Genomic DNA, 16,145 nt, shown 5'->3' with positions numbered 1-16,145 from the left:
GTGATCAGGACCGCTCGCCCATGCCTTACCAACCGGATCTCCGGATCGACGACCCCGCCGGACTCGCCGCCGCTGGCGCGACTGCCTGGGCCTGCGAGGACCTTCGCCAGGCCCTGCGGAACCGACCCTCGGGCGCCGGCCTCCCGATCAGGCTGGTCGCGGACGGCTCCGGCGCCCCGGTCGAATGCCCGGACGCGGCCGAGGCCTTCGCCATCTGGCGGGACGATGAGGCGATCTCGGTCTGGGGCCACGACGCGCGTGGTCTGGTCTATGCCCTGACCGAGCTCGCGGACCGCGCGCGCCACGCCGAGGGGGACGACCCTTTCGCCGGGCCGTTCCCGCTGGTCGAGCGGCCCTCCGCCCGCATCCGGTCCATCGCCCGGCTCTTCTGCTCCGAATCCGAGGACCTGGGCTGGTTCCACGACCGGGACGGCTGGCGCGACTACCTGACCATGCTGGCCACGAACCGGTTCAACCGCTTCAGCCTGACGCTGGGGATGGGGTACAACTACCCCTATCACAACGCCTGGATCCGGGACGTCTACTTCTACTTCCCGTATCCGTTCCTCCTGGCCGTCGACGGCCACGACGTCCGCGTACCCGAGCTTTCCGACGAGGAGCGCGACCGCAACCTCGAGACCCTGAAGTTCATCGGACGGGAGGCCGCGCGGCGCGGGCTCGACTTCCAGCTGGCGCTCTGGACGCAGCGCTACGACTTCGACGACGTCCCGAACGCCAACTACACCGTCGAGGGCGTCACCCGGGACAACCTCGCGCCCTACTGCCGGGCCGCGATCACGCGGCTCCTCACCGAGGTCCCGGAGATCACCGGGCTGACCTTCCGCGTCCATGTCGAGGGCGGCATCGCCGAGGGCGAGTACGGCTTCTGGGGGGAGGCCTTCGCGGGCGTCGCGGACGCCGGGCGGCCGGTCGAGATCGACATGCACGGCAAGGGCCTGGACCACACCACGCTGGAGCTGGCCCGCCGCTCCGGCATGCCGTTCACCGCCTCGCCCAAGTACATGGCCGAGCACATGGGGCTGGCCTATCACCAGTCCTCGATCCGCGAGAAGGAATACCCGCCCGAGCAGGCCCGCAGCGAGCGCGAGCAGCTCTCCGAGGGGTCGCGCAAGTTCCTGCGCTACAGCTACGGCGACCTCCTCCGGAAGGACAAGGACTACTCGGTCCTTTACCGCATCTGGGCCGGGACCCAGCGCATCCTCCTGTGGGGCGATCCCGCGCTTGCAGGGGGCTACGGACGTCTCTCGATGTTCGCCGGGAGCGACGGGGTCGAGTGGTGCGAGCCGCTCAGCTTCAAGGGCCGCATGGGGACCGGCGTGCCGGGCCAGCGGTTCAACTACCAGCGCGAGGGGCTGGCCCCCCGGCGCGACTGGGAGAAGTACCTCTACCAGTACCGGGTCTGGGGCCGTGGCCTCTATGCCCCGGACGGGCCGGCCGACGGTTGGCAGCGGCACCTGCGCCGGGAGTGCGGCGACGCCGCCGAGGCCTGCGAGAAGGGTCTCGCCAGCGCCAGCCGGGTCCTGCCCCTGGTCTCCCTGACCCATGGCCCCTCGGCCTCGAACAACCACTACTGGCCCGAGGTCTACTCCAACCTTGCCCTGATCGACGGCATGGGGCGGCTGAACTACACCTTCGACATGCCGGCGCCCGTCCGCTTCGGCAACGCCCCCACCTTCGACTCCGAGCTTTTCGCGACGGCCCGCGAATGGGTCGAGAAGCTGCTCGCCGGAGGCACGGAGCACCGCTACACGCCCCTCGACGTGGCCGACTGGCTGACCGACCTCGCCCGGACCTCCGAGCAGGCCCTCATCTCCGCCAAGGAGGCCCGGGACTACCTGCGCCCCGAGACGCAGCGCATCCTCATCGACGTGGAGATCTGCGCCGGGCTGGCCCGCTTCTTCGCCGAACGCTACCGCGCGGCGGTCTGGGCGGAGCTGTTCGTCGCGACCAAGGCCTCGGTGCTCTTCGACCGGGTGCTCGACCACGCCCGCCGCTCCACCATGGCCTGGGACCGGATCGCCGACCTGTCGCGCGACGTCTACCACGACGACCTGACCTACGGACCGCAGGGCTGGCTGCGCGGCTCCTGGCAGTCCCGCCAGGCCGAGATGCGCAACGAACTCCTCGACCTCGAGTCGCTCCGAGGCGGGGGCCGGACCGAGAGCCTGGCCCTCTCGCCCGAGGCCGAGCGGGCGGCGGCCGCCATCGAGGCGCGCCGTCCCGTCACGACGGCCGGTGGGCTGGAGGTGCCGGAGACCTTCCTGCGCGGCGGGGACCTCACGATCCGCTACTCCGGCCCGGCGGACGCGGCGCCCGTGCTCCGGTACCGCGTCGTGGACCAGTCCAAGCGGTGGCGCGCCGATCCCATGCGGGCCGACGGCAACGGCTACGTCGCGGTCATCCCCGGCGACTATCTCGACACGCCGTTCCACCTCCAGCTCTTCGCCAGCGCCACCGTCTCGGGCGCGCCCGTCCTCGTGCCCGGGCTCGCGGGCGATCTGGCGAACCAGCCCTATCATGTGGTGATGCAGGCCTGACGGGGCCGGTCGCCATGCAACGGGAGACGCAGCCATGACCCGCTACATCGTCGTCAGGCTCCTGGACGCGATTCCGACCGTCCTGCTCGTCCTGACCCTGGTGTTCATCGCGATGCGGATCCTGCCCGGGGATCCGGCTGTCGCCGCGCTCGGGGACTTCGCGACCCCCGAGCAACGCGAAGCCTTCCGGGAGAAGATGGGGCTCAACGCGCCCTTGTGGCAGCAGTATCTGACCTTCGTCGTCAACTCCCTCACGCTCGACTTCGGCGCTTCGATGATGAACGGCCGGGATGTCCTCGGGCTGATCGCCTACAACCTGCCCTACACGATCGAACTGACCATCGCGTCCGTCCTCTTGGGTGTCCTGATCGGCGTCCCCTTCGGAGTCTGGGCGGCGACGAACCCGAACCGGGCGCCGGACTCCGCGATGCGGGGCTTCTCGCTCATCGGCTATGCGGTGCCCGACTTCTATCTGGGCGCGCTGCTCCTGATCGTCTTCTCGCTCAACCTCGGCTGGTTCCCGATCAACGGCGGAGGGGAAGGCTTCCTCGACCGGATGCATCACGTCTTCCTGCCGGCCCTGACCCTCGCCTTCATCAAGGCAGCCTTCCTCGGCCGCCTCACGCGGACCGCGCTGCTCGAGGTGCTGGGGCGGGACTACATCCGCACCGCCCGGGCCAAGGGCGCGCGCGAGCCCCGGGTGATCTACCGGCACGGGCTCCGGAACGCGCTGCTGCCGCTCACGACGGGCCTGGGCCTCACCACGCTCACCGCCCTCTCGGGATCGGTGGCCATCGAGCTCGTATTCAACCGACCCGGCCTGGGCAAGCTCCTGATCTCCGCCATCGCCGAGCGCGACTATGCCGTGATCCAGGGGGGCATCGTGGTCTTCGCCCTTTTCGTGGTCGCCATCAACCTCGCCATGGACCTCGCCTATGTCCTGGTCGATCCCCGGATCCGCGTATCATGACCGCCTCCATCGACCCCGCCCTCCAGCCCCTGGCCGCGCAGCCCTCGGCCTTCGCGACGCTCCGCCGCGTCATCTTCGACCGGCCCGCGACGATCTTCGCCCTGGTCGTCGTGATCCTGTTCATCCTGGTGGCCGCGCTGGCGCCGCTGATCGCCCCCTACGATCCGCTGGCCCAGAGCATCCTCGACGTCAACAAGCCGCCCTCGGCCGCCCATCCCATCGGCACCGACCAGTTCGGGCGCGACATCCTCTCGCGCCTCGTCTTCGGCTCCCGCAACTCGCTCATCTTCGGGTTCGTCTCTCCGGTGCTGGCCGCCATCATCGGGACCTTCCTGGGCGTGATCGCCGGCTACTTCGGGGGCCTTGTCGACCGGATCATCAGCCGGGTCATCGACCTCCTCCTGGCCTTCCCCGAGCTGCTGCTGGCCATCCTCATCGCGGCGGTCCTGGGGGGCGGCTTCTGGAACGTCGTGGCGGTCCTGACCGTGGCCTTCACGCCCGGCTTCGCCCGCGTGGCCCGCGCCTCGACCCTCGCCGTCAAGCAGGAACCCTACATCGAGGCGGCGGTGGCCGTCGGGCTCCGGACCCCCATGATCATCCTTCGCCACGTGGTGCCCAACATCGCCGCGCCCATCGTCGTCCTGACCACCCTCTGGATCGCCTCGGCCATCCGGCTCGAAGCCTCGCTGAGCTTCCTCGGGATCGGGACCCAGCCGCCGAACCCGTCCTGGGGCAACATCATCCGCGACGGGCTCAACAACCTGTTCGGCTCGCCCTGGCCGATCATCGGCGCGGGCGCGCTCATCACGCTGGTGGTGCTGGCCTTCAACCTCCTCGGCGACGCGGTCCGCGACGCCCTTGACCCGGAGGCGTCGCGATGACCCCGGACCTTCTGCGGCTGACAGACGTCACAATCGAGTTCGGCTCACCGAAGAAGCCGATCCGCGTCGTCGAGGGCGTGAGCTTCTCCATCGGGCGGGGCGAAAGCGTGGGCCTTGTGGGGGAGAGCGGCTCCGGGAAGTCCGTCACCTCGCTCGCCATCATGCGGCTGATCGGCGGGCGCGTGGTCCAGGGGCGCATCGAGTTCGAAGGGCGCAACCTTCTGGACCTTCCCGCCTCCGCGCTGCCGGAGATCCGCGGCCGCGACATCGCGATGATCTTCCAGGAGCCCATGTCCTCGCTGAACCCGCTGATGACCGTCGGCGACCAGATCGGCGAGGCGCTGCTCCTCCACGGCTGGCGCGACCGCACCAAACGGCGCGAGCGCACGATCGAGATGCTGCGCCTCGTTGGCATCCCCAACGCCGAGGGCCGGCTCGGGGCCTATCCGCACCAGTTCTCGGGCGGGATGCGGCAACGGGTCATGATCGCCATGGCCGTTGCCTGCGAGCCCAAGCTCCTGATCGCCGACGAGCCCACGACCGCCCTCGACGTGACCATCCAGGCCCAGGTCCTCGACCTGATGAAGACGGTCCGGCGCGAGCTCGGCATGGCGATCCTGCTGATCTCGCACGACCTCGGCGTCATTGCCGACGTCTGCGAGCGGGTGGTGGTCATGTACGCCGGCCGCGTCGTCGAGGAGGCCGACATCCGCACCATCCTGACACGGCCCCAGCATCCCTACACCCGGGGCCTCCTTCGCAGCGTGCCGCGCCGCGGCCACGAGGCGGAGCGCCTTTACCAGATCCCGGGGTCCGTGCCGCCCGCCGGCTCCATCCGCCAGGGTTGCCCCTTCCGGGACCGCTGCGAACTCGCCGTATCCCGCTGCGCCGAGGAGATGCCCCCCATGTTCCGCTTCGGTCCATCCCAGTCGGCGGCCTGCTGGGTCACGGCGGCGGCCGAAGGCGTCACCCAGGCAGGAGCTGCGGCATGACGGCACTGATCCGGGCCGAGAACCTCGGCAAGACCTTCGGCGCCACCGGTGGCTGGTTCGGCGGCGGTTCCGACCAGGTCCGGGCCGTGGACGGCGTCACCTTCGACGTGGACGCTGGCGAGACCCTGGCTCTGGTGGGCGAGTCCGGCTGCGGCAAGAGCACGCTCGGGCGCCTGCTCCTGCGGCTGATCGATCCCACCGACGGGACGATCCGGTTCGAGGGGCAGGACGTGACCCGGCTGTCCTCGGCCGAGATGCGGATGATGCGGCAGCGCATGCAGATCATCTTCCAGGATCCCTTCGGCTCGCTCTCGCCCCGGCGCACCATCGGGCAGATCATCGGAGAGCCGCTCGAGATCTTCGGTCTAACCCGGGGGCGACGGGCCCGCCGCGACCGCGTGGCCGAGCTGCTCCAGCAGGTGGGCCTGCCGCCGGCCTACATGGACCGGCTCCCCCGGCAGTTCTCGGGGGGCCAGCGCCAGCGGGTCGGCATCGCGCGCGCCATCGCCGTGAACCCGGCCTTCATCGTCGCGGACGAGCCCGTCTCGGCGCTGGACGTCTCGATCCAGGCGCAGATCATCAACCTCATGCAGGACCTGCAGCGCGATGCGGGCTTCTCGTACCTGTTCATCGCGCATGATCTGGCCGTGGTGCGCCACATCGCCGACCGCGTCGCGGTGATGTACCTGGGCCGGATCGTCGAGGTCGGCCCCAAGCGCCTGATCTACGACGCGCCCCAGCACCCCTACACCCAGGCCCTGCTGTCGGCGGCCCCCGAGCCCGAGGTCGACACCGTCTCGCGTCGCATCATCCTGAAGGGCGACGTCCCGAGCCCGTCGAACATCCCGCCCGGATGCTCCTTCCACACCCGGTGCCCCATCGCGCAGGAGGTCTGCCGCCGGGACCGCCCCCCTCTTGCGCAGGTCGCGCCGGGCCAGCTGGCCGCCTGCCACTTTGCGCGACCGAACCCGATCCCCACAGGCAACGCGGCCTGAGCGCCGCCGCCGCCCGCCCGATCCCCACGACAAGGACTCCCCCATGGACCACGCTCCCTGGTATCGCACGACGCTGCGCTGGGCTCAGACCAACCTCACCGAGATCGATCCCACCCGCTACGACGCCGGCTTCTGGCGTGAGCACTGGCGCCGCACCCGCGTCCAGGGTGTCATCGTCAACGCGGGCGGCATCATCGCCTACTACCCGAGCGAGATCCCCTTCCATCATCAGGCCGAGACCCTCGACGGGCGCGACCTTTACGGCGAGATCGTGGCCGCCGCCCGCGAGGAGAACCTGGCCGTCATCGCGCGCATGGATTCGAACCGCGTGGTCCGGGAGCTTTACGAGGCGCATCCCGACTGGATCTGCGTGGATGCGGAAGGCCGGCCCTACAAGCAGGCCGACAAGTTCGTCACCTGCATCAACTCGCCCTACTACTCCGATCACCTGCCCCAGGTGATGCGAGAGATCATCGCGCGTTCCAGCCCGGACGGGTTCGCCGACAATTCCTGGGCCGGGCTGCCCCGGACCAAGATCTGCCATTGCCTGAACTGCCGCCAGCGCTTCGCGGCCGAGGGCCATGACCTCCCCGAGCGCGAGGACTGGGACGACGAGGCCTATCGCGCCTGGGTGGCCTGGAACTACCGCCGCCGGACCGAGCTTTGGGATTTCAACAACGCCGTCACCATGGAGGCGGGCGGACCGGACTGCCGCTGGATGGGGATGCTTTCGGGCGAGGTCCTCAACAATTGCAACCGCTTCATCGACCTGCGCGAGATCCTGGCCCGCTCCGAGATCGTGATGCTGGACCACCAGCGACGGACGCCCGAGGACGGCTTCGAGCAGAACACCGAAGCCGGCAAGCGGCTCCACGAGCTCCTCGGATGGGACAAGCTCATCCCCGAGAGCACGCCGCAGTACCAGCTCGGCTCCCCGGCCTTCCGGCTGTCCTCGATGCCGCCGGCCGAGGTGCAACTTTGGACCCAGGCCGCCTTCGCCGGAGGCATCCAGCCCTGGTGGCATCATATCGGCGCCGCGCACGAGGACCGGCGCCAGTATCGGACCGCCGAGCCCATCTTCCGCTGGCACGAGGCGAACCAGGACATCCTCGTGAACCGCACGCCCCTCGCCCGGATCGGCGTTGTCTGGAGCCAGGCCAACCACGACCTCCATGGCCGCGACCGGCCCGAGCAGCGGACCCTCGATCCCTACCGGGGCATGGTGCGGGCCTTGTCTCGCGCCGGCCTCGACTGGCTGCCGATCGAGGTCAAAGACATCGCCCGGGCCCAGGGCCGCTTCGACGTCCTTGTCCTGCCCAACCTCGTGGTGATCGACGGGGACGCGGAAGCCGCGCTCCGGGCCTATGTCGAAGCCGGGGGCTCGCTGGTCGCCACCGGCGAGACGGGCCGGAGGGACGGCCAAGGCCAGTGGCGCGACGCGCCTGCCCTGTCCGACCTTTTCGGCCTCGTTCCCGACGACGAAACCTTGGGGGCGGACACCACCCCGGACCCGAGCATCGAGATCCCGCTCCGCCACTCCTACCTTCGCCTCGCGCCCGAGCGGCGCCACGACGTCTATGGCCCGCGGGACGAGGAGGCCCCGGCCGAGGTCCTGCCGCGCCATCCCGTCCTCGATGGCCTGGACGACACTGACACGCTCCCCTTCGGCGGCCTTCTCCCCTCCATGCGCGCCGAGCCGGGCACCACGGTCCTCGCCACCTTCATCCCCGAGTTCCCGATCTACCCGCCCGAGACCTCGTGGATGCGGACACGGCGGACACAGATCCCGGCCATCGCCGTCCGCGATGGTCCGAACGGCTCGCGCCTTGCCCACGTCCTTGCCGACCTGGACCGCTGCTACGCCCGCGAAGGCTCGTTCGAGCACGCGCAGGTTCTGTCCAACGCCGTCCGCTGGGCGCTGAGCGGCCAAGCGCCGGTCGAGGTCAGCGCCCCCGGCGGCCTGGTCGCAGCGACGGCCTATGCCCAGGAGGGCCGCTGGATCGTGCACCTGACGAGCCGCATCGTCACGGCCCCGGTCCCCGGCCGGCAGGATCACGTGATCCCGATCGGGCCCGTCGAGCTCAAGGTCGATATGGGCCGCCGGGCCGGCTCCAGCGTGCAGTTGCGCGTGTCCCAGGATCCATCATCGATCGAGGTGGACGGCACGAACCTGACCATCACCCTGGACCGGGTCGTCGGGCACGAGGTGGTCGTCATCGAGGCCGGGGACCTCTCCCGATCCGGGGACGACGGAAGGTGAGCGGCGCCTGACGGGGCGCGGGGGCACCAGCGGCTGGGCGGCACGCTGGCCTCTTGCCCCGGAACCTCCTGCAGGGCGTTCGCCGACATGCAGCGCCCGAGGCCCCGCACGCACACGGCAAGCGAGCCAGCCGCCCCCCGGCCCATGGCTCGCCTTGGCCGAGTTGCGTCTCCCTGATCGAACAATCATCCTCCCGGATCATCGACGCGGGACAGGATGGCGGATCCATGCAGGACCTGAACGACCTTGCGTTCTTCCATGCCGTGGCCACGCATCAGGGCTTCTCCGCGGCGGCCCGAGCGACCGGCCTGCCCAAGGCCACGTTGAGCAAGCGGGTCGCCCTTCTCGAGGAACGTCTGGGGATCCGGCTCCTTGAGCGGACGACCCGGCGGCTTCGCCTGACCGACGTGGGACAAAGCGTCTATGAGCAGGTCGACGCCATGCTGGCCGGCGCGGAGGCGGCCGAAGCAGTGGCCGCCCGCGCCCAGACCGAGCCCAATGGGATGGTGCGGGTGAGCTGCCCGCAGGGACTCATCCAGGATCTCCTGATCGACATCCTGCCCGGGTTCCTGTCGCGGCACCCCAAGGTGCGCGTGCAGATCAAGGTGCTCAACCGCAGGGCCGACCTGGTGGAGGATGGCGTCGACATCGCCCTTCGCGCCCGGGCAAGCCTCGACACCGATCCCAACCTGATCGTGCGGGCGCTTGGTCGGTCCACGCTTGTGCTGGTCGCCAGCCCCGCGCTCCTCGCCACCGTCCAAGGCGGGATCACCATCGACCGCCTTGTCGAGCTGCCCTGCCTGTCGATGGACGGCGAGCGCGACGAGGTGACCTGGGACCTGATCGGCCCGGCGGGCGAAACCCGCGTGATCCAGCACCGGCCGCGCCTGATATGCACGAGCTTCGATGTCCTGCGCGCGGCCGCCCTCGGCGGGGTCGGGGTCGCGCATCTGCCGGAACATGCCGCGCGGGCACCCATCGCCTCTGGCCAGCTCGTGCATCTCCTGCCCGAGTGGCATTCGGCCTTCGGGATCATCCATGCCGTGTTCTCGTCGCGAAAGCAGCTCGTGCCAGCGGTTCGGGCCCTGATCGATCATCTGGCGGTGGAAGTGCCCCGACGGGCGTTCCCGCTCTAGGCCGGTCCGACCGAACCGGTGGCGCACCCTGCCCCGACGCGGCCTCCTGGCCATCCCGACCAGTCGATTGTCTTCATGCAGAGACACGGCATCCAAAACGGCCGACTTCTGCCACTGATTGTCCAGAAGTAGTTCATGAGCACACCAAGCCCATGAAAGGACACATCATGACGAAGCTCCTTCCCTCCCTCGCGATCAGCATCCTGCTCGGCGCTGGCGCGGCGTCCGCCAGCAACACCTTTGCGCTGAGCGAGGTGCAGGGCTCGCAGACCCTGATCGAGCTCGGCACCGTCGTGGCCGGCGACCATGGCCGCGTGGCGATCCATGACTACCATGCCGGCCAGAAAGGTCGTCTTCTGGGTTCCGCGGCCGTGCGGGCGGGCGCCAACAGCGACGTGAAGGTCTCGCTCACGCCGTCCACGACCGACAAGGTCCTGGCTGTTCTCCTCGTGGATGGGCAGGCCGTCGCCCAGCAGATCATCAGGATCCACAACTGAGTGCGAGCGCCGGTGGCCGCAGCCGGGCCTCCGTGGAACGTCGGCCGTTCGACGTCTCGCGGGGCCAGCCACACGACATCGGTCAAAGACGCCGGATCGAACCGTCGAGGCTCCTGACGGCCGGAGACGCACCGGGATCCCGCTGGCCGTCTCCCGACAGAGACGCGGCGTTCCGATCCGGCGACTTCTTCCGATTCCTGCCCCCGCTAGGTCGGCCCCCAGAGAACGTGTCGAGCCAACCCCAACCCCGGCCCAAGGGCCGCAGACAGTAGAGTCCTGCCCATGACCACCACTCCCAAGATCGCCCTCGTCATCGGCTCCACGCGCCAGTCCCGCTGGGCCGACAAGCCCGCGCAGTGGATGCTCAAGAAGATGCGGGAACGGGGCGACATCGACGTCGAGCTCGTGGACCTGCGCGACTTCGACCTGCCCTTCTTCGACGAGGTCGCGTCCAACATGTGGCTGCCGTCCAAGGATCCCCGCGCCACCCGCTGGCAGGAAACGGTGGCGGGCTTCGACGGCTACGTGTTCGTCGTCGCCGAATACAACCGCTCGATCACCGGGGCGCTCAAGAACGCCCTCGACCAAGACTATGTGGGCTGGAACCGCAAGCCCATGGGCGCCATCGGCTATGGCGGCGTGGGGGCCGCGCGCGCGATCGAGCACCTGCGCCTCATCGCGATCGAGGCCCAGATGGTCCCCGTCCGCTCCGCCGTCCACATCGGCGGGTCCGAGTTCTTCCGTGTCAGCGCCTACAATCCGAACGCCGAGCCCATGGAGGCCATCGAGGCCGCCATCGGCGGTTCGGCCAAGGACATGCTCGACCAGGTCGCCTGGTACGCCCGGGTCCTGAAGCAGGCCCGCCAGGCCGAAACGAGGCAGGCGGCCTGACCGGACATCCGCCGGCCCGCCCGCAAGACCTGGGTCGCGAGCCGACGGTACGACCAGCAGTTCAAGCGAAGGAGTCCGAAGATGCAACTTTCCCCAGCTGTCGACGCATTCTTCCAGGCCGAGAAGCGCAGCGACGCCTCCGCCCTCGCGGCGGCCTTCTCGCCAGACGCCACCGTCAAGGACGAAGGGGCGGAACATGCGGGATCCGAGGCCATCCTTGCCTGGTGGCAGGCCGCCAGGGCCAAGTACCGGCACAGGGCCGAACCGCTCGACGCGACCACGGCGGACGGACGGACCGTCGTGCGCGCCCGCGTCACCGGCGAGTTCCCCGGGAGCCCGGCAACCTTGACCTTCGCCTTCACGCTGGCCGGCGGCCGCATCGCCCGGCTGGAGATCGGGTGATGCGGGACTTCATCTCCCTTGCGGGCAAGCGCGCCCTTGTCACGTCCGGCACCAAGGGCGCCGGCGCAGCGACCGTGCAGCTGTTTCGCGATCTCGGGGCGCAGGTTCTCACCACGGCGCGGTCGCGGCCCGGGACGATGGCCGAAGACCTCTTCGTCGCCGCCGACCTGACCACGCCGGAGGGCTGCGCGACCGTCAGCGAGGCCGCGCGCGACCGCCTGGGCGGCGTCGACATCGTGGTCCACATGCTCGGCGGCTCCTCCGCCCCGGCCGGGGGCTTCGCTGCGCTCTCGGAGGCCGATTGGCGCAGGGAGCTCGACCTCAATCTCTTTCCGGCGGTCCGCCTCGACCGCGCGCTCCTGCCGGCGATGATCGCCCAAGGGAGCGGCGTGGTCGCCCACGTCACCTCGATCCAGAGCCGGCTGCCGCTGCCAGAGGCCACGACCGCCTATGCCGCCGCCAAGGCCGCGCTCTCGACCTACAGCAAGGCCCTGTCGAAGGAGGTCTCCCCGCGGGGCGTCCGCGTGGTCCGGGTGTCGCCCGGATGGATCGAGACCGAGGCCTCGGTCCATCTGGCGGAGCGGCTCGCGCGGGACGCGGGGACCGATGCCGCAGGCGGGCGGAAGATCATCATGGACTCGCTCGGGGGCATCCCGCTCGGCCGCGCGGCCCGGCCGGCCGAGGTCGCCAACCTCCTGGCCTTCCTCGTCTCGGACCGCGCCGGCGCGATCACCGGCTCCGAGCACCTGATCGACGGCGGAACGGTCCCGACCGTCTGACGTCCGGTCGCGCCGCCACCGCCCGACCAGTCCCGCCGCGACGGCGGCGTCCATGCATGGAGACGAACCATGGACCGGAGCACCACCCCTCCCCTGCCGCTGGCCGGCCCTGGGTCAGAACGGCAGCCGCGCGTTCTCCTTGACCTCCTTCATGACGAAGAAGGTCCGGGTCTGCCGGACTCCGGGAAGGGCGATCAGCTTCTGGGCATGGAGCCTGTTGAAATCCGCCATGTCGCGAACGCGGATCTTGAGCAGGTAGTCGAAGTCGCCGGCCACGAGGTTGCAGTCGAGCACGTCCTTGAGCGCCAGGACCGCCTGCTCGAAGGCCGCGAAGCTCTCGGGCGTCGAGCGGTCGAGCACCACGCCCACCATCACCAGGGCGCCGAGGCCAACCGCGGCCGGAGCAACGACGGCCCGCACTTCGGTGATGTAGCCCGCGTCGAACAGACGCTGCGTGCGGCGGTGACAGGTGGCGGGGCTGACGCTGACGCGGGCCGCCAGCTCCGCATTGGTCAGCCGTCCTTCCGCCTGCAGGTGGCGCAGGATCCGCAGATCGATTCGGTCCAGATCACCCTTGGAAGGATCTTCCATCATGCAGCTTCCATCCGGAACATCTGATCGTTCTATCCTGACATACCCTGTCAGGACGGAAATTGCTGCGCGAAGTTAGAGAGCACCTTTCCCGGCTTCTTCGGTAGATTCTCCCTGCGGATCGACGGAGCGCCTACGGCTCCCTCGGTCAAGCGCAACTGAGACACTCCAAGCCGTGACCCTGCCGGGCAAGCCCGGCGACCGCCGGACTGACGCCTGTCAGCCCGGGTGAAGAGGACGCGTGCCTGCGCGTCCGAAGCAACCGCCGCCCCGTGCGGCCAACCCAAGAGGAGACCAAGAGATGACCCTGAGACAGACGACCCTGCTCGCTGGCGGAGTGCTTGCGATGGGACTCACAGGCGCTGTTGCTGCCCGGGCCGAGCCGATCCGCAACGTCGTGATCGCCCATGGGGCGCTGGCGGACGGCTCCGGCTGGCGCAAGGTGCATGACCTCCTGACGGCCAAGGGCTTCGCGGTCACCGTCGTGCAGCCCCCGATGACCTCGCTCGAGGATGACGTGAAGGCAACGCGGCGCATCCTCGACATGCAGGACGGCCCTTCGATCCTGGTCGGCCACAGCTACGGCGGCATGATCGTGACCGAGGCCGGGCGCGCGGACAACGTGGCCGGGATCGTCTATGTGGCGGCCTTCCAGCCGGACGCGGGCGAGACGCTGCTCGACCTTGCGGGCCGGATGCCGGCCGCCACCACCGGCATCACCGCCACCCCGGACGGGTTCCTCTATCTCGACCCGACGGTGTTTGCCGCGGACTTCGCCGGCGACCTGCCCAGGGAGGAGGCGGAGTTCATGGCCCGCTCCCAGGTCTTCCCGGCGGCCGCGGCCTTCGGGACCCCGGTCGGAGAGCCCGCCTGGAGATCCAAGCCAAGCTGGGCGCTGATCGCGACCGAGGATCGGGCCATCAATCCCGACCTGATGCGGACGATGGCCGAACGGGCCGGCAGCACCGTGGTCGAGGTCGCCGCCAGTCACGCTGTCTTCGCGTCGCAGCCCGAGGCGGTCGCTCACCTGATCGAGGAGGCTGCCATGGCGCTTGCTGATCAGACCCTCGCGCAATAGCCTCGACGGCCCCCAAGGCGCGGACCTCGGTCCGGCAGGGCGCCCTCGACGGCCTCGATCCGCCAAGGTGCGTCCCTGAACCACTGCTGGACCGAGCATCAGTCACGGGATTGCCGGCGCTTCAGGGTTCCGTGTGGACATCCGCCACAGTACTGCCGCAATCTGGGCGGGCGCGACTGAGCGCCCGTCATGGAGTTCCAGATGAAACGATGTGCGGCGACGTTGGCGGCAGCGCTGACGATGGCGGCTGGCGCGAGCCAGGCTGGGACTATCACTTATGATTACCAGGGACTGACGCTGACCTGCCGAGATGGCGAGGTCTGCTTCGATGAAACGCGCTACCCGCAGACCAGCCATTCGGGTTTCTCGGCGCATCTTGCCATCAACGAGGACCTGCTGCCGGTCGACACCCTGGCGGGCGCCAACCTTCTGATCCGCACGGACGGCATCGATCTCACGACCACCCTTACCTCCGGGGAGCAGACGGTCAGTTGGAAGACCACCGGGCGAGTGCTTCCCAAGTTCGACTGGCTCACGGCCTCCGGGTCCTTCTTCGGTGACCTGCGGGAGTCTGTGGTGGGCGGGTATCTCTCGATCACATTCGGGACCGACCGCTATCGGCGCGTCACGAACTGGTCCGGCGTCTTCGACCAAGGTGTCGTCTTCAGCTCCACTGGCTCGGAAGGGGATTTCTTCGGCATGGAAGGGTCGCATGACCGGCTCGGGACCTTCCATGGCTCCTACTGGAAGGTCGCGCCCGTGCCGCTGCCCGCCTCGGGTCTTCTCCTGCTGGCGGCGCTGGGCGGGGTGGCCGGGCTGCGGCACCGGCGCAAGGCGAACTGATGAGCCATGCCTGCGGGAACCAACCCACCCATCGGGGTCCCTTAGGCCGAACGGGCGTGAGTGGGTCGAAACGCCCTGGCCTTTCCCTTGGCTAGCGCCAAAGGACAGGGGCATGGTCCGGAAGGCCAATGAGCCGGCCAGAGGACATGTTTGCAAAGATCATCGTGAGCAAGCTGAAGGCCGGCGCCAGTTCGGCTCTTGCACGCTGCAGTCCATCATCCGCCCGACGAAACGGTCCGAGTGACGCAAGAGCCCGGCCGTAGCAGCAGTCCAGGACAGAACGGCCCAGGCCGAGCTCGCTACCAAAATCTTCATCGGGGATCTCCCGATCTGTGTGGGCTGCAGCCTGCGCTGGAGAGCCAGCCCGCCAGGGGCTTGGGTCGTGCGAGGTGCGCGCAACCTTCAGCGCCGACGGCGCCGCAGGAGGCCCAGGGCACCGAGGCCGACCAGCACGAGCGCGCCCGAGGCGGGCAGCGGCACGGGCAGGGCCTTGGGAAGGTCGTAATGCGGCCGGCCCTGGATCCAGTCGGGCAGCGGCCGGCCCCATTGGCCGGTGAACCGGCCGGTGTAGTAGAACAGGCTGCGCCGGGACGGGTCTGGGCAGTCGACCGAGGCGTAGGTGTCGTCCCAGCAATAAGTCGAGCCGTAGTAGGCCGACTTCGCCACGCCGCCGGCGATCGGGAGATAGACGATCCGGTTCGGGTCGTCCTCCCAGAGGCGACCGTATTCGTCCTCGTAGCCCTTGTGCCGATAGATGTAGTTGACGGCGATGTAGTCGCCGTGAAGGCCAGCCTCCTCCAAGACCGAGTTCAAGCCCGGCCAGGGGCCGCCTTCGTAGCTCACGTTGATCTGGCCCATCTCGTTACGCTCGATGCGGATGTCGTAGCCCGCAAAGGAGTAAACGTTGGGGTCGTCGACGGTTGTGGCCGAGGCGGCGCCTCCGATCGTCGCAGCCAGGGCCACGGCGGCAGCAAGAATCTTCAACCTGATCTCCAGCAATGGAATGTGCGCTCAGTTGGAAACACTCTATCCGGACCGGAAGCGTTAGCTAGAACTTTTATCCCGAATGCGTGATCAGTCCGTGATTAGCAGGAGCATTGTTGTCATCTCAGTCGGACGCCTGCTGCACCGACGCGCTCCATCGGCTCGTACGGCGCCTCGTCGCTTGCAGGTCCCGCAGTCGAGCCGGAAGCGAAGTGAGCGCCGCGGGCGGGACCCGAGCGATGCCCAACGTCGCATCCAGAGCCGGTGGCAGGCCTGGGCTGGCGCGGC

The 16,145-nt window shown here is 69.1% G+C and carries 15 protein-coding genes; 13 read left to right on the top strand and 2 right to left on the bottom strand.

The features are described from left to right. Nucleotides 1–20: 20 nt before the first annotated feature. The 11 genes from J3P31_RS16115 to J3P31_RS16065 all read left to right on the top strand — a co-directional run bounded on the left by J3P31_RS16115 (nucleotide 21) and on the right by J3P31_RS16065 (nucleotide 12,361). Entirely contained in the window at nucleotides 21–2,558 is a 2,538-nt protein-coding gene (locus J3P31_RS16115) for a hypothetical protein (protein WP_210529523.1), read from the top strand. 34 nt (nucleotides 2,559–2,592) lie between these two features. Next, nucleotides 2,593–3,528 (top strand): ABC transporter permease, encoded by a 936-nt coding sequence (locus J3P31_RS16110; protein ID WP_210529522.1) that lies wholly within the window; start codon nucleotides 2,593–2,595, stop codon nucleotides 3,526–3,528. Continuing rightward, complete coding sequence (locus tag J3P31_RS16105; protein WP_210529521.1) at nucleotides 3,525–4,409, top strand: ABC transporter permease; 885 nt, start codon at nucleotides 3,525–3,527, stop codon at nucleotides 4,407–4,409. Before J3P31_RS16110 ends, J3P31_RS16105 begins: the two co-directional genes overlap by 4 nt. After that, a complete protein-coding gene (locus J3P31_RS16100) occupies nucleotides 4,406–5,401 on the top strand; it encodes an ABC transporter ATP-binding protein (protein ID WP_210529520.1) in 996 nt (331 codons plus the stop codon). The genes J3P31_RS16105 and J3P31_RS16100 overlap by 4 nt, the downstream gene beginning before the upstream one ends. Further along, nucleotides 5,398–6,396, top strand: coding sequence for an ABC transporter ATP-binding protein (locus J3P31_RS16095; RefSeq protein ID WP_210529519.1), 999 nt, complete (start codon nucleotides 5,398–5,400; stop codon nucleotides 6,394–6,396). The genes J3P31_RS16100 and J3P31_RS16095 overlap by 4 nt, the downstream gene beginning before the upstream one ends. A gap of 43 nt (nucleotides 6,397–6,439) precedes the next feature. Further along, the gene (locus tag J3P31_RS16090; protein WP_210529518.1) at nucleotides 6,440–8,656 is read left to right on the top strand and encodes an alpha-amylase family protein; all 2,217 of its coding nucleotides are present in this window, start codon (nucleotides 6,440–6,442) and stop codon (nucleotides 8,654–8,656) included. A 227-nt stretch (nucleotides 8,657–8,883) separates the two neighbouring features. Then, the gene (locus tag J3P31_RS16085; RefSeq protein ID WP_210529517.1) at nucleotides 8,884–9,792 is read left to right on the top strand and encodes a LysR family transcriptional regulator; all 909 of its coding nucleotides are present in this window, start codon (nucleotides 8,884–8,886) and stop codon (nucleotides 9,790–9,792) included. A gap of 167 nt (nucleotides 9,793–9,959) precedes the next feature. After that, nucleotides 9,960–10,289, top strand: a complete 330-nt coding sequence (locus J3P31_RS16080) for a hypothetical protein (protein WP_210529516.1) — start codon at nucleotides 9,960–9,962, stop codon at nucleotides 10,287–10,289. A 282-nt stretch (nucleotides 10,290–10,571) separates the two neighbouring features. Continuing rightward, the gene (locus J3P31_RS16075; RefSeq protein WP_210529515.1) at nucleotides 10,572–11,180 is read left to right on the top strand and encodes an NADPH-dependent FMN reductase; all 609 of its coding nucleotides are present in this window, start codon (nucleotides 10,572–10,574) and stop codon (nucleotides 11,178–11,180) included. 81 nt (nucleotides 11,181–11,261) lie between these two features. Further along, on the top strand, nucleotides 11,262–11,582 hold the full coding sequence (locus J3P31_RS16070) for a nuclear transport factor 2 family protein (RefSeq protein ID WP_210529514.1): 321 nt from the start codon (nucleotides 11,262–11,264) through the stop codon (nucleotides 11,580–11,582). Further along, nucleotides 11,582–12,361 carry an SDR family oxidoreductase gene (locus tag J3P31_RS16065; RefSeq protein ID WP_210529513.1) on the top strand — a complete coding sequence of 260 codons (780 nt, stop codon included), beginning with the start codon at nucleotides 11,582–11,584 and terminating at the stop codon, nucleotides 12,359–12,361. The genes J3P31_RS16070 and J3P31_RS16065 overlap by 1 nt, the downstream gene beginning before the upstream one ends. Nucleotides 12,362–12,475: 114 nt before the next feature. Here the strand turns inward: J3P31_RS16065 and J3P31_RS16060 are convergent, their stop codons facing one another. Continuing rightward, entirely contained in the window at nucleotides 12,476–12,955 is a 480-nt protein-coding gene (locus J3P31_RS16060; RefSeq protein WP_246849585.1) for an Lrp/AsnC family transcriptional regulator, read from the bottom strand. A gap of 298 nt (nucleotides 12,956–13,253) precedes the next feature. Here J3P31_RS16060 and J3P31_RS16055 point away from each other — a divergent pair, with 298 nt between their 5' ends. Next, on the top strand, nucleotides 13,254–14,030 hold the full coding sequence (locus J3P31_RS16055) for an alpha/beta fold hydrolase (RefSeq protein ID WP_210529512.1): 777 nt from the start codon (nucleotides 13,254–13,256) through the stop codon (nucleotides 14,028–14,030). 201 nt (nucleotides 14,031–14,231) lie between these two features. Beyond that, entirely contained in the window at nucleotides 14,232–14,873 is a 642-nt protein-coding gene (locus J3P31_RS16050) for a VPLPA-CTERM sorting domain-containing protein (protein ID WP_246849586.1), read from the top strand. A 402-nt stretch (nucleotides 14,874–15,275) separates the two neighbouring features. Here J3P31_RS16050 and J3P31_RS16045 read toward each other — a convergent pair whose 3' ends face one another. Beyond that, entirely contained in the window at nucleotides 15,276–15,857 is a 582-nt protein-coding gene (locus J3P31_RS16045) for a VPLPA-CTERM sorting domain-containing protein (RefSeq protein WP_210529510.1), read from the bottom strand. Nucleotides 15,858–16,145 lie beyond the last annotated feature (288 nt).

Source organism: Rubellimicrobium arenae (genome assembly GCF_017916275.1).
Taxonomy (GTDB): domain Bacteria; phylum Pseudomonadota; class Alphaproteobacteria; order Rhodobacterales; family Rhodobacteraceae; genus Rubellimicrobium; species Rubellimicrobium arenae.
The sequence above is the reverse complement of the archived record's forward strand: the minus strand, read 5'-3'. Positions and strand labels throughout refer to the sequence as shown.

What these genes read in the sequence shown, in the direction of transcription:
- J3P31_RS16115 (WP_210529523.1), top strand. Translation starts at nt 21, where the DNA reads ATGCCTTACCAACCGGATCTCCGGATCGACGACCCCGCCGGACTCGCC.
- J3P31_RS16110 (WP_210529522.1), top strand. Translation starts at nt 2,593, where the DNA reads ATGACCCGCTACATCGTCGTCAGGCTCCTGGACGCGATTCCGACCGTC.
- J3P31_RS16105 (WP_210529521.1), top strand. Translation starts at nt 3,525, where the DNA reads ATGACCGCCTCCATCGACCCCGCCCTCCAGCCCCTGGCCGCGCAGCCC.
- J3P31_RS16100 (WP_210529520.1), top strand. Translation starts at nt 4,406, where the DNA reads ATGACCCCGGACCTTCTGCGGCTGACAGACGTCACAATCGAGTTCGGC.
- J3P31_RS16095 (WP_210529519.1), top strand. Translation starts at nt 5,398, where the DNA reads ATGACGGCACTGATCCGGGCCGAGAACCTCGGCAAGACCTTCGGCGCC.
- J3P31_RS16090 (WP_210529518.1), top strand. Translation starts at nt 6,440, where the DNA reads ATGGACCACGCTCCCTGGTATCGCACGACGCTGCGCTGGGCTCAGACC.
- J3P31_RS16085 (WP_210529517.1), top strand. Translation starts at nt 8,884, where the DNA reads ATGCAGGACCTGAACGACCTTGCGTTCTTCCATGCCGTGGCCACGCAT.
- J3P31_RS16080 (WP_210529516.1), top strand. Translation starts at nt 9,960, where the DNA reads ATGACGAAGCTCCTTCCCTCCCTCGCGATCAGCATCCTGCTCGGCGCT.
- J3P31_RS16075 (WP_210529515.1), top strand. Translation starts at nt 10,572, where the DNA reads ATGACCACCACTCCCAAGATCGCCCTCGTCATCGGCTCCACGCGCCAG.
- J3P31_RS16070 (WP_210529514.1), top strand. Translation starts at nt 11,262, where the DNA reads ATGCAACTTTCCCCAGCTGTCGACGCATTCTTCCAGGCCGAGAAGCGC.
- J3P31_RS16065 (WP_210529513.1), top strand. Translation starts at nt 11,582, where the DNA reads ATGCGGGACTTCATCTCCCTTGCGGGCAAGCGCGCCCTTGTCACGTCC.
- J3P31_RS16060 (WP_246849585.1), bottom strand. Translation starts at nt 12,955, where the DNA reads ATGATGGAAGATCCTTCCAAGGGTGATCTGGACCGAATCGATCTGCGG.
- J3P31_RS16055 (WP_210529512.1), top strand. Translation starts at nt 13,254, where the DNA reads ATGACCCTGAGACAGACGACCCTGCTCGCTGGCGGAGTGCTTGCGATG.
- J3P31_RS16050 (WP_246849586.1), top strand. Translation starts at nt 14,232, where the DNA reads ATGAAACGATGTGCGGCGACGTTGGCGGCAGCGCTGACGATGGCGGCT.